The sequence below is a fragment of the Streptomyces scopuliridis RB72 genome (assembly GCF_000718095.1).
GTDB lineage: Bacteria > Actinomycetota > Actinomycetes > Streptomycetales > Streptomycetaceae > Streptomyces > Streptomyces scopuliridis.
This window is the reverse complement of sequence record NZ_JOEI01000019.1, coordinates 242,219-256,202: the sequence shown is the minus strand read 5'-3', so window position 1 is coordinate 256,202 and position 13,984 is coordinate 242,219. Positions and strand designations below refer to the sequence as shown.

Here is a 13,984-nt window from a genome sequence, read left to right as displayed (position 1 = left end):
CGCGCGGTCAGGTCCGCGCGGGCTCTCCGGCTTCGGCTTCGGCCCCGGCCGCTTCATGCGCCTCGGCCGCCCGCGCGATATTGCGGGCCATCCCGCCGAACACCACCGCGTGGAACGGCGAGACGCTCCACCAGTACGCGTGCCCCAGCAGCCCCTGCGGATGGAACAGCGCCCGCTGCCGGAACACCGTACGGTCCTGGTCGTCCCGGTCCACGCGCAACTCCAGCCAGGCGAGCCCCGGCAGCCGCATCTCCGCGCGCAGCCGCAGCAGCCGGCCCGGCTCGATCTCCTCCACCCGCCAGAAGTCCAGCGAGTCACCGACCCGCAGCCGCGCGGCGTCCCGTCTGCCCCGGCGCAGCCCGACCCCGCCGACGAACCGGTCGAGCCACCCCCGTACCGCCCAGGCCTGCGGGAACGAGTACCAGCCGTTGTCGCCGCCGATGCCCTCGATGACGCGCCACAGCGATGCGCCCGACGCGTGCACGGTCCGTTCGCGGCGGTCGGTGTAGAGGCTGCCGCCCGCCCAGTCGGGGTCGGTGGGCAGTGGATCGCTCGGCGCGCCCGGTACGGACGCGGACGACCAGCGGGTGGACACCCGCGCGTCCTGGATGCGCCGCAGGGCCAGTCCGACGGCGCGGTCGAACGGGATCGGACCTCCCGGCGGATCGGGGAGGTAGCGCGTGATGTCCCGTTCATGGCAGACGACCTCATGGCGCAGGGACTCCGCCAGCGGCCGGGCGATCGAGCGCGGGACCGGAGTCACCAGACCGATCCAGTGGCTGGACAGCCCCGGTGTCAGGACGGGCACCGGAAGGATGAGCCGCCGGGGCAGCCCGGCCACCGCCGCGTACCGGCGCATCATGTCCCGGTACGTCAGCACCTCGGGGCCGCCGATGTCGAAGGCCCGGCAGACCTCGGCGGGCAGCCGCGCGCAGCCCACGAGAAGGCGCAGCACATCGCGGACCGCGATCGGCTGGATGGACGTACGCACCCAGCTCGGCGTCACCATCACCGGCAGCCGCTCCGTCAGATAGCGCAGCATCTCGAACGAGGCGGACCCCGAGCCGACGATGACCGCGGCGCGCAGCACCACGGTCGGCACTCCGGAGCCGAGGAGGATACGGCCGACCTCGGCGCGCGAGCGCAGATGCGGGGAGAGTTCGCGCTCCGGGACCCCGGCCGGGGTGAGACCGCCGAGATAGACGATGCGCCGTACGCCCGCGGCCCTGGCCTGCTCCGCGAAGATCTCGGCGGCCCGGCGGTCCGTGGCCGCGAAGTCCCGTCCCGTACCCAGCGCGTGGACCAGGTAGTACGCCACGTCGATGCCGTCCATGGCCGCCCGGACCGACTCGGGGTCGGTCACATCGCCCCGTACCACCTCGGTACGGCCGGCCCAGGGGTGATCACGCAGCTTGTCGGGCGACCGGGCCAGGCAGCGCACCGTATGGCCCGCGTCCAGCAGTTCGGGCACCAGCCGGCCGCCGAGGTAGCCCGTGGCGCCGGTGACCAGGCAGCGCGCCTGCTCGCCGGATTCGAGGCCGGGCTCCGCGCTCGACGCCGCCCGCGCCGAGGCGGTCGGGAGGTCCGACTCGTCCGATGTCATGCGCCACACCCCGCTCCTGGAGTTTCCGTTCGCGTTCCTCAGGAGTGAGCCTGTGCCCGGAACGGACGGTCGGCAAGGCGGCGGCACACCCGCCGCCGGGGCCGACGGGACATCGCGCGCTTATACGGTCTCCGGCCGCCGCGGCGGATCCGCCGGTGCCGGCAGGGGAGGTCCGAACAGCACCGCGCGCGCCACTCGCGGCGCGAAGAGCCCGCTGACCGGCGCGGTCAGCGCGCACGCGGCGCGGAACGCCGCTCCGACCACCGGATCGCCGGGCGCGCGGTCCACCACCCGTGCGACATACCAGGCGCCGGGACGGTCCATCGCCCGCGTCCGCGCCGCGTTTCCGGTCGCCCCGGGCAGCTCCCTGTCGGCGCCGGCCGCGATGTCCCAGGCCTGGCGCGCGGCCCCGAGCACCGCCCGCTGTACGCGCCGGGTCGTCGGCGTACGGCGGGGGTCGGCGAGCGCGTCACGCAGCGCGAGCGCGCCGAGCGCGGCGACCGCCATGCCCTGCCCGTACACCGGATTGAAGGCGCACAGCGCGTCGCCGACGGCGAGGAACCCGGCGGGCCGGCGCCCGGGGAGGTCGTAGCGCCGCCGGACATTGGCCGTGGCGCGGAACGTGTGCGCGGCCGACTCCGGCTGGGCCTTCAACAGCCAGTCGTGCAGCACCGGATGGGGGAGCAGGGCAGCGAACTCGGTGAACGCGGCCTCGTCCGAGGGCGGTTCGCTGCCGCGCAGGCCGGAGAGCGTGACGAGATAGCGGCCGTCCTCGATGGGCAGGGCGACCGCACCGTGCGGCTCGCCACGGCCCGGGATGAAGTAGTAGCCGGGGCAGTCCGTCCCCTCGATGGACTCCGGCGCGCGATAGAGCCGGGTCGCGTAGGCGAGTCCGGTGTCCAGCGTCTCCTCGTGGGCGGGCTCGGCGCCGATCCCGGCCAGCCAGTCGGACGCGTGGGTGGCCCGTCCCGAGGCGTCCACGACCAGATCGGCGGTCATCGACCGTACGTCGAGACGGCCGCGGGTCCCGCGCTCGCGCAGCCGTACGCCCCGGACGCGGGCCGCGTCGCCCATCAGCCCCACGACCTCCGTGCCCTCCAGGAGCGTGATCCGCCGATCGGCCAGGACCCGGCGCCGGATGAGCCACTCCAGCACGGGCCGGGTGCCGGTGAGGAGATGGACGGTGGAGGGGGTACGTCGGTAGAAGCGGCCGTTCTGCCACTGCGCCAGGTCGCGCGGCATGCCGACCCGGGGCGCGCCGTGCTCGCGGAGTTCGGCCACGATCCCGGGGAGCAGTTCCTCCAGCGCCCGCCGGCCGCCTTCCAGCAGGACATGGGTATGACGGCTCTGCGGGACGCCCGCCCGGGGCTCCGGTCCTTCGGGCAAGCGGTCGCGTTCGACGACAGTCACCCGGTCCGCGTGGGCGCTGAGCGTCCGGGCCGTCAGCAGGGCCGCGATGCTCCCGCCGACGACCACGGCGTGGCGGGTCCGGCGGTCCGTGGAGCCGGCCCGTCCGTTCCCGCCGGCCGGGTCCGTCTCCACGTCCGCCACGTTCACCATGCTGGTCCCTCCCGGTCATGCCGGCGCCAACAGGGCTGTCGGCGCCGCCGATCCGTGAGGGTTCAGTATTCCTGCGAGGTGATGCGCGGATCACGGCGACTATGCGCCGTTTTCATCGCTTTCCCCGCCACGCGTCCGCGCGCCCACGCGTCAGCTCGGCCGGGTCGTCCCGGTACGCCGGCTCGCTCCCGGGTCATTTGCCGGGGCACTCACCGGCTCACTCGCCGGGTCATCCGCCGGGCACGCGCTCGGTCACTTGCCAGGGCACGCGCTCGGTCACTCGCCGGGTCATTCCTTGCGGTACTGGTACGCCTCCGCCGCCGCGGCGGCCACCGCGTCCAGGTCGCCGCCGGCCGAGGCGGTGACCAGCGCAGCCACCGCGCCCTCCACGAAGGGCGCGTCCACCAGCCGGGCGCCCTCCGGCAGTTCGTCCCCCTCGGCGAGCAGCGACTTCACCGTCAGCACGGCGCTGCCGAGATCCACCAGGATCGCGATCCCCGCCCCCCGGTCCACCTCCGCGGCGGCGGCCACGATCAGCTCTGAGCTGGTGCCGAGCCCGCCGTCCGGAGTGCCGCCCGCCGCCGCCACCGGAGCGGTCGCGCCGCCGCCCGCCAGCCCTTGCGCCAGCGCGGCGACGGCCACGGCGACCGGCCCGCTGTGCGACACCAGCACGATGCCCACCGGCGCCTCGATGCTCATTCCGTCGCCCCCGCCGTTTGCGCGAGCGCGCCGATCAGCAGGGCGGAGGAGGTGGCCCCCGGATCCTGGTGCCCGATGCTCCGCTCGCCCAGATAGCTCGCCCTGCCCTTGCGCGCCTGGAGCGGCACGGTCGCCAGTGCCCCTTGGTCCGCCGCTTCCGCCGCCGCCGCGAACGAGGTGCCGAGCGCCTCGACCGCGGGCTCCAGCGCGTCCAGCATCGTCTTGTCGCCGGCCTTCGCCCCGCCCAGCTGGGCCACCGCCGCCACCCCCGTACGCAGCGCCTCGGTCAGCTGCGCGGACGTCACCTCGGTGGCGTCGCCGAGTGCCTTGCCCGTACGCCGCAGCAGCGTCCCGTACAGCGGCCCGGACGCGCCGCCCACCGTGGAGATGAGCTGGCGCCCCGCCAGTATCAGTACGGCGCCCGGCCCGGCCGGCTGCTCCTTCTCCAGTACGGTCATGACCGCCCGGAAACCGCGCTGCATATTGCTGCCGTGGTCCGCGTCGCCGATGGCCGAGTCCAGCTCGGTGAGCCGGTCCGCCTCACGCTCCACGGCTGCCGCCGCCGCGGTCAGCCAGCCGCGGAAGAAGCCGGTGTCGAGCATCCGGCCGGGATTCTGATCGGTCACGTGATCTCCTCGCCCCGTGGGTCGTTCGCTGCCGACCCTGCTGTCCGTCCCTGCCGTGCCCGGTTCCCCTCGGTACTCAGCGGCCCCAGCGGAGCGCGGCGGTCTCCACCGGTGCGTCCCACAGCCGCAGCAGCTCCTCGTCGACCTGGCAGAGAGTCACCGAGCAACCTGCCATGTCGAGCGAGGTCACATAGTTGCCGACGAGCGTACGGGCCACCGGTACGCCCCGCTCGCTCAGGACCCGTTGCACCTCGGCGTTGAATCCGTAGAGCTCCAGCAGCGGCGTGCCGCCCATGCCGTTGACCAGAGCGATCACCGGGCTCGACGGGCGCAGATCCTCCAGGACCGCGTTCACGGCGAAGTCCGCGATCTCGTGCGACGTCATCATCGCGCGCCGTTCACGGCCGGGTTCGCCATGGATCCCGATGCCCAGCTCCAGCTCACCCTCGGGCAGATCGAAGGTCGGGCTGCCCTTGGCGGGCGTGCTGACGGCGGTCAGGGCGACACCGAAGCTCCGCGCGCTCTCGTTCACCCGCCGGCCGATCGCCTCGACCCGCTCCAGCGGCTGCCCCTCCTCGGCCGCGGCCCCCGCCAGCTTCTCGACGAACAACGTGGCACCCGTACCGCGCCGCCCCGCCGTATAGAGACTGTCGGTCACCGCCACATCGTCGTTGACCAGCACCTTCGCGATCTGAACGCCCTCGTCCTCGGCCAGCTCGGCGGCCATGTCGAAGTTCAGGACGTCCCCGGTGTAGTTCTTGACGATGAACAGGACCCCGGCCCCACTGTCGACCGCGGCGGCGGCCCGCACCATCTGATCGGGCACGGGGGAGGTGAACACCTCACCGGGACAAGCGGCGGAGAGCATTCCGGGCCCGACGAACCCGCCATGCAACGGCTCATGCCCGGACCCACCCCCGGATACGAGCCCCACCTTCCCCGCGACGGGCGCGTCGCCCCGTACCACCACACGGTTGTCCACATCGACGGAGAGCCCGGGATGCGCGGAGGCCATACCCCGCAGGGCATCCGCGACGACCGTCTCCGGCACATTGATGAGCATCTTCAAGGGTGCCTCCTAAGTAGAGTGGCGGACACGCCTCTGACCAGCGTTTTTGCAGGTCAGGTCACATGTGGGTTGCTCTGTGATCTCGGCGGTCCCAGGCGCTTCGAAGCGAGGTCCGGCGGTACTGATGCTGACTTTCCTGATGCATCGTCAGCTCCTGGTCGGGCGGTCGGGCGGCGGTTTGCCGCCCGGTTCCAGTATCGATCGAACCCGGCCAGGTGGCACGGCATACGACGTAATGGTGGGGAGGTGTATGCCTCTCCCTGGAGTCGTCCGCGCCGCGGATCGGTTTCACGTTGCTCAGCGTGAGGGGAAGCCGTAATGGGTGTGCGGCTTCGGCACCCGGACCGCACCCACAGCGCCGAGGTCGGCTGCGTGCTGGAGTTTGGCGAACTGCCAGGCGTACATCGAGGAGGCGCCGATGGTGCGGACCTTGCCGGCCTTGACGATGTCGTGGAGGGCCTCCATGGTCCCTTCGACCGGGGTCTCGTCGTAGCGGTGGATCTGGTAGCAATCGATGTAGTCGGTGCCGAGCCGGGTCAGGGAGGCGTCGATCTGTTCGAGGATCGCCTTGCGGGACCGGCCGTCGCCGCCGCGTCGGCCGACCTGTCCACTGTGCAATGACGGACGCGCTCACGCGCCTTCAGCGGTACCGGCCCGAGCTCAGGTACCCGGGAAGACGCACTGTCAGAACCGGCGTGCCGACTCCGTTTCACTGGTCGAGTTCGCGGGCCGACCTCAGTTCCAGTTCACGGAGCTTGGCGACCCGGCGGACGGTGTCCACGTCGTTGTCGAACCTCGCGCCGAGGAACGCCTCGATGACCGCGCCCGCCATCGCGGGACCGATCAGCCAGGCGCCCATCGCGATGGCGTTGGCGTCGTCGTGCTCGACGGCCTGGTGGGCCGAGTACACGTCGTGTCCGAGACCGCAGCGGATCCCGGCGATCTTGTTCGCCGCCATGAGGGCACCAGCGCCCGTACCGCACACGAGCACAGCACGGTCGGCCTCACCGGTACGCACGGCGTCGCAGGTGGCGAAGGTGATGTCGGGGAAATCGACCGGAGCGTCGCTGTCGGTGCCGCGGTCGAGCACCTGGTGACCGAGGCCCTCCAGGATTCCGCGTACGTGCTCCTTGAGCGCGTATCCGGCGTGATCGTTACCCAGAGCGATTCGCATAGGTCAGTCCTCGGGAGAGATTGGCGGGACAGATGGGTTGGCGGAGCTGGAGGAGCCAGGAAGGCGACTCCAACGACAGGAGGCCGGCCGAAGGGCTCCGTCATGCCGGAGTCCTTCGGCATCGGGCTGCTGGCGGCGAAGACAGGGGGCATGGGTATCCCCCGCTCATGACGCGGACGGCATGAAGCGATACGGGACGGCGAACACCCCCGGGGATGCCTGCTCCCTGATGCGTACAGAAGAACAGTTGTGGTGTGGAGGCAGGCAGGAGGAGGGCTGGGGCAGGGCAGGTTCGCTGCCCTGGCGGGCGAGCTGCTCAGTCCTGCCGACGAGGGCCGCTTACGCTTCCCCGCACGTCCCACCCGACGACGCGCGTACGACGAGACGTGCCGGCAGGACCACCGAGGAAGGCGCGCCGCCCTCGACGACGTCGAGGAGCAACCGCATCGCCGTCGACCCCATGGCCTCGGCGTCGTGCGACACGACGGTGAGTGGCGGGTCGAGTTCGGAGAACCACTCGATGTCGTCGAAGGCCACCAGGTCGACGTCCACGCCGATCCGCAGCCCCCGGCGGCGCAGCGTGCCGAGCGCCCCCACTGCCATGAGGCTGTCCGCGGCGAGCAGCGCGGTCGGCGGTCGCCCGCCGGACAGCAGTCTTTCCGCGGCCGTGTAGCCGCTCGCGGAACGGAAGTCCCCGGAGGTGATCAGCTCGGGATCGCTGTCGAGTCCGTAACGCCGGACGGCGTCCACGAAGGCATCGTGGCGGGCACGGCCGGTGGAGATGGAGAAGGGACCACCGATGTATCCGATGCGGGTGTGTCCGCGGTCGGCGAGGTGGGCGACAGCCTGGTCGATGCCGCCGGCGTTGTCGGTGGTAACACTGGGCACCTCGAATCCTTCGACGGTCCGGTCGACGAAGACGAGGGGCACCTTCGTGGCAAGGGCGCGCAGATTGGCGCTTCCCTCGCCCTGCGGAGCGATGATGATGCCGTCGACCCGCTGGGTCAGAAAGCTCTCCAGATAGGTGTCCTGCTGCCGGGGGTCCTCGTTGGCGTTGGCGAGCAGGGTGACGTACGACGAGCGCAGCGCGGCCTGTTCGGCCCCGTGCGCGACGTCGGCGAAGAACGGGTTGCGCACATCGGAGATGAGCAGTCCGACCGTCTGAGAACGGGCGGAGCGCAGGGAACGGGCGCGGGCGTCGGGCCGGTAGCCGAGATCTTCGACAGCGGCCCGGACGCGCTCGCGGGACTTGGCGGACGTGGAAGGGTTGCCGGAGAGCACTCGTGAAGTCGTAGCGACGGACACGCCGGCGCGCGCGGCGACGTCCTTGATGGTCACGGTGCTGTCCATGGGCCTCTCGATCGCGACGAGGGTTGTGTGGCACCTGCTGTCCGGAAACGATTCCGTGGAAACGATTCCGGTCAGGATCCTGAGGGCTTTCCCCGCAGTGCGTCAAGGGGTTGGACCGTTCTTCTGCGTCCGAGTGCGGTCATCGAGCGCCAGCTGTTCGCAGATCCGGCAACACGTCGTCGAGCAGCCGCAGTTGCCGGCCGACGTACTGATCGTCGGCCGGCTGTTGCGGACCTCATCCGTTGGTCAGTGAGCGGTGAAGCCGCCGTCGACCGGCAGAGCTACGCCGACCACGAGACTGGCGCCCGGGCTGCACAGCCAGAGAACGGCCGCGGCGATCTCGTCCGCGCGCCCCAGCCTTCCGATCGACTGCTCTTTCATGATCTCCGCCATGGCTTCGGCCTGGTTCTCGACCATGTCCGCGGCCATGGGAGTGTCGATCACTCCGGGGCATACGGCGTTGATCCGGATTCCCTTGGGTGCGTATTCGACTGCGGCGCTCTTGGTCAGGCCGATCACGCCGTGCTTGGACGCGTGATAGGCAGCGCGCTGCGGCATGCCCAGCAGCCCGCCCAGCGAAGAGCAGTTGACGATGACGCCGCTGCCTTGTTCCCGCATCTGGCGGAGCTCGTGCTTCATGCCGGCCCAGACGCCGCGCAGGTTGACCGCGTTCACGAAGTCGAAGTTCTCGGCCGGCTCGTCGGCCGCGTCCATCGGTGGCACTTGCACACCGGCGTTGTTGAACGCCATGTCCAGGCGGCCGAACGTCGTGACCGCGCGTTCCACCATCGCGGCCGTCTGGCTTTCGTCGGTGACGTCGCAGGTGACACCGATCGCCCGGTGGCCGTATGACGCCAGTTCCTCGGCCGCGGCCCGGACTGCGCCGTCATCGACATCCGCCAGCACGACAGCGGCGCCGGCCTCGGCGAAGGCCTGGGCTGTCGCGAGCCCCATACCGGACGCCGCGCCGGTGACGAGCGCCACCTTGTTCTCGAAGTTGTAGGTCGGGTTCATGGTGTGCGTAGCTCCAAACGCCGGCCGGCTTGGTGTCGACCAGTCAGAGAAGGGGCGTGGTGTGACATGCCGCCGCGCAGCTCGGGCCGGGGTCCGAGCCCCTGGATCAGCGGCGGGTGCTGCGGCGCGGGCCGCTGTACTCGTCGTCGGCCACGTGCTCGAACCAGCTGCTTTCCGGTCCCGCGTCGGGGCCGGGGTTCTCCCACAGGGCGAAGTGGGTCATGAACTGGCCGGGGGCGGCGCCGTGCCAGTGAGCCTCGCCCGGGGGCGTGTGGATGATGTCGCCGGGGTGAGCTTCGAGGAACTCCATCGTGCCTTCTTCGAAGAGTGCGGCCGCCGCTTCACGCGGCAGCGAGGCAGGCGGCCGCTCGGGGCGTTCAGGCGTGGGTGTCGTCGTAGCCCAGGTCGCCGCCGAGTTCGCGGGAGGCTTCGGCCTGGGCGAGGAGTTCCTGGGCCTTGGCCGTCACGCCTTCGATGGCGTCGGCGCCTGCGACGAAGCGCAGCAGGGGCTTGCTCTGGCCGGCGATGGTGAGCAGGGCGCGGGCGAGCTTGGCGGGGTCGCCGGTCTGCTGGCCGTTCATGCTCTTCCAGGCCGCGACGGTGGCCGTGGTGCGCTCGGCGTAGTCGTCGATGGTCGGCTCGGGCCAGATGGTGGAGCCGTCCACAAGGAGTTCGGTGCGGAAGAAGCCGGGCTCCACGACCGTGGTGTGGATGTTGTAGGGCTCGACGTCGTAGCGCAGGGATTCCATCCAGCCCTCGACACCGAACTTGGAGGCGGCGTACGCGACGCAGAACTCCTGGCCGATCAGACCGGCGGAGGAGGAGAGGGTGATGATGTGGCCGGCGCGCTGCTTGCGCAGGATGGGCAGGACGGCGCGGGTGACATTCATCGGACCGAAGAGGTTGGTCTCGATCTGCTGGCGCATCTGCGCGGGCGTGATCTCCTCGAAGTAACCGGCGAAGAAGTTGCCGGCGTTGTTGACCAGGACGTCGATGCGGCCGAAGCGGTAGACGGCGGCCCGCACTGCGGCCTCGGCGTCTTCCAGGCTGGTGACGTCCAGCTTGGTGACCAGCAGGTTGTCCTGGGGACCGCCGAGAGTCTTCTCGACCTCTTCGGGGCGGCGACCGGTGGCGACGACCTGGTGGCCGGCCGCCAGGGCCTCGCGGACGATGTCGGTGCCCAGACCACGTCCGGCGCCCGTGACGAGAATGACCTTGCTCATGAGTGTTCCTTTCAGATGCCGTATCCGACACCCGGTGTGGTGCGGTGACGATGCGTGGCGCAGCCAACGAGGCCATGTGTCCGGCCATCGGCGGGGCGATCAGGGGCGCAGCGGGGGTTTCCGATGCCCTGGCCGGTTCCTCCGCCCGCCTCATCGACTTTCGCACCTTCACCGACATTCGCAAAGGGGAGAATTCCTTACCCGGAGGAAAGGTTCCAGGTATAAATTCCTACCCCTCATTGCCGGTCGATTCGGTGTCACACTGGCGATATGACTCGCAACGCGCATCTCAACGAGCTGGGCGAGTTCCTCAAGACACGCCGGGCCGAACTGAGCCCCCGCGCGGTGGGCCTGCCCGAGACGGGCGGCCTGCGGCGGGTCAAGGGACTGCGCCGTGAGGAAGTCGCTCAGCTCGCCGCCATCAGCACCGAGTACTACACCCGCCTTGAGCAGGGCCGCATCCAGGCCTCGGGGCCGGTGCTGGCCGCTCTGGCGCAGGTACTGCGGCTGGACGACGACCAACGGGACTATCTCTTCGAACTCGCCGGCAAGGACCAGGCCCGGCCTCGCCGTCGTGCCGTGCAGAAGGTGCAGCCCACGCTGCAGCGCCTTTTGGACAACCTGATCGACACGCCGGCCATTGTTCTGGGCCGTCGTACGGACATCCTCGCCTGGAATTCTCTGGCCGCCGCCTTGATGTCCGATTACGCGGAAATCCCGGAGAAGAAAAGAAACCACACACGGATTCTTTTCACCGATCCCGCGATGAGGACGTTGTACGCGGACTGGGAGGAGGTCGCTCACACCACCGTGGCGCAGCTGCGGATGCAGGCCGCCAAGTATCCCGACGACCCCCGGCTGGCCGCCCTCGTCGGAGAGTTGTCGGTGCAGGACCCGGATTTCCGCCGTTGGTGGGGCGACCACCATGTCGCCGCCCGCACGATGGGCACCAAAATCTTCCACCACCCTGTGGCCGGCGAACTCACCCTCGACTGGGACACCCTCACCGCCGGCATCGACGCCGAGCAGCAACTCGTCGTGCTGACCGCCGAGCCCGGCACCCCTTCCCACGACGCGCTGCGCATCCTCGCCTCCTGGGCCACAAACCAACAGCAGCCCGTACCCGACACCACCACCTGACCACACCCGTATGGCCCAGCCCGCGACCGTCGAGGGAATGCGGCGCACCCGCCATCGGCGATCCATAACCACGTGGTCTGTCCTGCGCGAAGGCCGTGTCGTGGCGCACCGTCGCGTCACTGACACCTCTGGCGGCTCGCCCGCGCGCGGGCTGCCGGACCGTACGCAGCCCCCCGTACCCCCCAAGCCGTTGCCCGCCCCTGGGCCAGTACATCCCACATCGATGAGGAACCACCCGTGAGTACCCTGTTCACCTCCCTGGCCCTGCGGTCACTTGAGATCCCCAACCGCATCTGGACGTCCCCGATGTGCATGTACTCCGCCGCCTCGGACGGGCCGGAGACCGGGGTGCCGACCGACTTCCACCTCACCCACCTGGCCGGCCGGGCCGCCGGCGGCGCCGGGCTGGTGATGGCAGAGGCGACCGGGATACGGCCCGACGGGCGCATCACCCCCTGGGACCTGGGCCTGTGGAACGACCGCCAGCAGCAAGCGTTCGCCCGCATCACCGCAGCCATCCGCTCCCACGGGTCGGTCCCGGCCATCCAGCTCGGTCATGCCGGCCGCAAGGCATCCGTCGACAAGCCCTGGCTCACGGGCGGGTACATACCCGAGGCCGAGGGCGGCTGGCAGACGGTCGCGCCCAGCCCGGCGCCGTTTACCGGACGGTCGGTGCCGCACGAGCTCACGGTGGACGAGATCCAGCAGCTGGTACGCGACTTCGCCGAATCGGCCAAGCGCGCGCTGGCCGCTGGCTTCCAGGTGGTCGAGTTGCACGGCGCCCACGGCTTCCTGATCAACTCCTTCCTCTCTCCGGCCTCCAACCACCGCACCGACTCCTACGGCGGCAGCTTCGAGAACCGCCTGCGCTTTCCCCTTCAGGTGGTCGACGCCGTACGCCAGGTGTGGCCCGAGGACCTGCCGGTCTTCTTCCGCACGTCGGCCACGGACTGGCTGACCGAGAATCCGCAGGACGAGCGCGAGGGCTGGACCGGCGACGACACCGTCCGCCTCGCCAAAGAACTCCAGTCCCACGGCGTCGACCTGCTGGACGTGTCCACCGGCGGCATGGTCCCCGACGCGACGATCCCCGTCGGTCCCGGCTATCAGGTGCCCTTCGCCGCCCGGACGCGTGCGGCGACCGGGCTCCCCACCGGCGCCGTCGGCCTGATCCTGGAGCCCGGCCAGGCCGAGGACATCGTGGCCACCGGACAGGCCGACGCCGTCCTGCTCGGCCGCGAACTGCTGCGCAACCCCTACTGGCCCCAGCACGCCGCACTCGAACTCGGCGCCGAGCCCCGCTGGCCCGAGCAGTACGGCTACGCCGTCCGACGGCGCGGCAAGCGCTGAGAGGTGGGCCGGCTCCCGTGCAAGCCCAGGTAGCTCCGCTACAAGGGCTCCCGGCCGCCTTGCGATCACACGCACCGGACGCCGCTCCGACCGGGCAAACATTGCCGGTCGCGGCACTAGCCAAGGGGCGCCGGGTGAGCCGGCCGTCGGCACCCACGGAAGGAACACCTCCTCATGAGCACAAGGCAGTCCCCCTCCATGAAAGCGATCGGCCTCCACACTTACGGCGGCCCGGAAGTGCTGCACACCGTCGAGCTTCCCGAACCGCACGCCGGCCCCGGCGAGGTGCGGGTACGGGTACGTGCCGCCGGGGTGAATCCGGCCGACGCCATGCTCCGCGACGGCTCCCTTGCCGAGTGGTACCGGGATCTCGAACCTCCGTTCATTCCCGGCATGGACGTGGCGGGAACGATCGACGAGATCGCGGACGACGTCAAGGCCACGTACGGGCTGTCCGAAGGCGAGCCGGTGATCGGCATCGTCGACAATCACGGCCGTCACGGCGGCTACAGCGAGTACGTCGTCCTTCCGGCCGCGTCCGTCACACGTCAGCCGGCCGGCACGACGTTCCCCGAGGCGGCGTCGTTCCTGATGAATGCGCTGACCGCCCGGAGCGTCCTGGACGCCCTCGCCCTCGTGCCCGGCTCGACGCTGGTCGTCACCGGAGCCGGCGGCGCCGTCGGCGGCTACGTCGTCCAGCTCGCCGCCGCAGAGGACCTGCGCGTCGTCGCGGTGGCTTCGGCGCACGACGAGGAGTGGCTGCGTTCCCACGGCGCCGACATCTTCGTCGCGCGCGGCGACGACATCGCGCAGCGCGTACTGGACGTTGTGCCCGGTGGAGCCGACGCGGTCGCGGACGGCGCCATGCTGCACGACCGGATCGCGCCCGCGATCCGCGACAACGGCCAGATCGCGGTCCTGCGTTTCTGGGACGGCGATCCCGGCCGCGGCATCACCGTGCACCCCGTGAACGTCCGCTCGCGCGCAACCGACCAGCCGGCCATCACCCGGCTGCGCGAACAGGCCGAATCGAGGGAGCTCACCCTCCGAGTCGCGGCGACTCTGCCCGCCGACCGGGCTCCCGAGGCTCATCGGCTGCTTGGGAAGGGCGGCCTGCGGGGGCGGCTCATCCTCGAATTCCCGCCCGCAGTAGCCATGTGAAAGGCATCGCGGGAG

At 70.7% G+C, this 13,984-nt stretch carries 13 protein-coding genes and 1 pseudogene; 3 read left to right on the top strand and 11 right to left on the bottom strand.

All coding sequences use genetic code 11. The annotated features are described in order from the left end of the window. Positions 1-7: 7 nt before the first annotated feature. From IF11_RS0125295 to IF11_RS0125240, 11 genes and pseudogenes are all read right to left on the bottom strand, one after another. A complete protein-coding gene (locus IF11_RS0125295) occupies positions 8-1,603 on the bottom strand; it encodes an SDR family oxidoreductase (protein WP_030354029.1) in 1,596 nt (531 codons plus the stop codon). Positions 1,604-1,723: 120 nt separating this feature from the next. Then, positions 1,724-3,163 (bottom strand): FAD-dependent oxidoreductase, encoded by a 1,440-nt coding sequence (locus IF11_RS0125290; RefSeq protein WP_030354028.1) that lies wholly within the window; start codon positions 3,161-3,163, stop codon positions 1,724-1,726. A gap of 288 nt (positions 3,164-3,451) precedes the next feature. Beyond that, the gene (locus IF11_RS0125285) at positions 3,452-3,862 is read right to left on the bottom strand and encodes a PTS-dependent dihydroxyacetone kinase phosphotransferase subunit DhaM (RefSeq protein ID WP_030354027.1); all 411 of its coding nucleotides are present in this window, start codon (positions 3,860-3,862) and stop codon (positions 3,452-3,454) included. After that, a complete protein-coding gene (gene dhaL / locus IF11_RS0125280; RefSeq protein WP_030354026.1) occupies positions 3,859-4,464 on the bottom strand; it encodes a dihydroxyacetone kinase subunit DhaL in 606 nt (201 codons plus the stop codon). Before dhaL ends, IF11_RS0125285 begins: the two co-directional genes overlap by 4 nt. 100 nt (positions 4,465-4,564) lie before the next feature. Next, complete coding sequence (gene dhaK / locus IF11_RS0125275; RefSeq protein ID WP_030354025.1) at positions 4,565-5,557, bottom strand: dihydroxyacetone kinase subunit DhaK; 993 nt, start codon at positions 5,555-5,557, stop codon at positions 4,565-4,567. A gap of 315 nt (positions 5,558-5,872) precedes the next feature. Continuing rightward, a pseudogene (locus IF11_RS0125270) lies at positions 5,873-6,145 on the bottom strand (aldo/keto reductase); the annotation flags it as partial. Between the two features lie 121 nt (positions 6,146-6,266). Beyond that, on the bottom strand, positions 6,267-6,731 hold the full coding sequence (locus IF11_RS0125265) for an RpiB/LacA/LacB family sugar-phosphate isomerase (protein WP_030354023.1): 465 nt from the start codon (positions 6,729-6,731) through the stop codon (positions 6,267-6,269). A 339-nt stretch (positions 6,732-7,070) separates the two neighbouring features. Next, positions 7,071-8,081, bottom strand: coding sequence for a LacI family DNA-binding transcriptional regulator (locus IF11_RS0125260; protein ID WP_030354022.1), 1,011 nt, complete (start codon positions 8,079-8,081; stop codon positions 7,071-7,073). Between the two features lie 246 nt (positions 8,082-8,327). Next, the gene (locus IF11_RS0125250) at positions 8,328-9,095 is read right to left on the bottom strand and encodes a glucose 1-dehydrogenase (RefSeq protein WP_030354020.1); all 768 of its coding nucleotides are present in this window, start codon (positions 9,093-9,095) and stop codon (positions 8,328-8,330) included. 106 nt (positions 9,096-9,201) lie between these two features. Further along, positions 9,202-9,405, bottom strand: a complete 204-nt coding sequence (locus IF11_RS0125245; RefSeq protein WP_051746192.1) for a cupin domain-containing protein — start codon at positions 9,403-9,405, stop codon at positions 9,202-9,204. Between the two features lie 67 nt (positions 9,406-9,472). Then, on the bottom strand, positions 9,473-10,318 hold the full coding sequence (locus IF11_RS0125240) for an SDR family oxidoreductase (RefSeq protein ID WP_030354018.1): 846 nt from the start codon (positions 10,316-10,318) through the stop codon (positions 9,473-9,475). Between the two features lie 270 nt (positions 10,319-10,588). Between IF11_RS0125240 and IF11_RS0125235 the strand changes: the two genes are divergently transcribed. The 3 genes from IF11_RS0125235 to IF11_RS0125225 all read left to right on the top strand — a co-directional run bounded on the left by IF11_RS0125235 (position 10,589) and on the right by IF11_RS0125225 (position 13,969). After that, positions 10,589-11,458 carry a helix-turn-helix domain-containing protein gene (locus IF11_RS0125235; RefSeq protein ID WP_030354017.1) on the top strand — a complete coding sequence of 290 codons (870 nt, stop codon included), beginning with the start codon at positions 10,589-10,591 and terminating at the stop codon, positions 11,456-11,458. Positions 11,459-11,695: 237 nt separating this feature from the next. Next, on the top strand, positions 11,696-12,808 hold the full coding sequence (locus IF11_RS0125230) for an NADH:flavin oxidoreductase/NADH oxidase (protein WP_030354016.1): 1,113 nt from the start codon (positions 11,696-11,698) through the stop codon (positions 12,806-12,808). Between the two features lie 174 nt (positions 12,809-12,982). After that, positions 12,983-13,969 (top strand): NADP-dependent oxidoreductase, encoded by a 987-nt coding sequence (locus IF11_RS0125225; protein WP_240627647.1) that lies wholly within the window; start codon positions 12,983-12,985, stop codon positions 13,967-13,969. Positions 13,970-13,984 lie beyond the last annotated feature (15 nt).

Bases quoted from the DNA above. Each gene is read 5' to 3' on its own strand.
- IF11_RS0125295 (WP_030354029.1), bottom strand. From the start codon at position 1,603: ATGACATCGGACGAGTCGGACCTCCCGACCGCCTCGGCGCGGGCGGCG.
- IF11_RS0125290 (WP_030354028.1), bottom strand. From the start codon at position 3,163: ATGGTGAACGTGGCGGACGTGGAGACGGACCCGGCCGGCGGGAACGGA.
- IF11_RS0125285 (WP_030354027.1), bottom strand. From the start codon at position 3,862: ATGAGCATCGAGGCGCCGGTGGGCATCGTGCTGGTGTCGCACAGCGGG.
- dhaL (WP_030354026.1), bottom strand. From the start codon at position 4,464: ATGCTCGACACCGGCTTCTTCCGCGGCTGGCTGACCGCGGCGGCGGCA.
- IF11_RS0125265 (WP_030354023.1), bottom strand. From the start codon at position 6,731: ATGCGAATCGCTCTGGGTAACGATCACGCCGGATACGCGCTCAAGGAG.
- IF11_RS0125260 (WP_030354022.1), bottom strand. From the start codon at position 8,081: ATGGACAGCACCGTGACCATCAAGGACGTCGCCGCGCGCGCCGGCGTG.
- IF11_RS0125250 (WP_030354020.1), bottom strand. From the start codon at position 9,095: ATGAACCCGACCTACAACTTCGAGAACAAGGTGGCGCTCGTCACCGGC.
- IF11_RS0125245 (WP_051746192.1), bottom strand. From the start codon at position 9,405: ATGGAGTTCCTCGAAGCTCACCCCGGCGACATCATCCACACGCCCCCG.
- IF11_RS0125240 (WP_030354018.1), bottom strand. From the start codon at position 10,318: ATGAGCAAGGTCATTCTCGTCACGGGCGCCGGACGTGGTCTGGGCACC.
- IF11_RS0125235 (WP_030354017.1), top strand. From the start codon at position 10,589: ATGACTCGCAACGCGCATCTCAACGAGCTGGGCGAGTTCCTCAAGACA.
- IF11_RS0125225 (WP_240627647.1), top strand. From the start codon at position 12,983: ATGAGCACAAGGCAGTCCCCCTCCATGAAAGCGATCGGCCTCCACACT.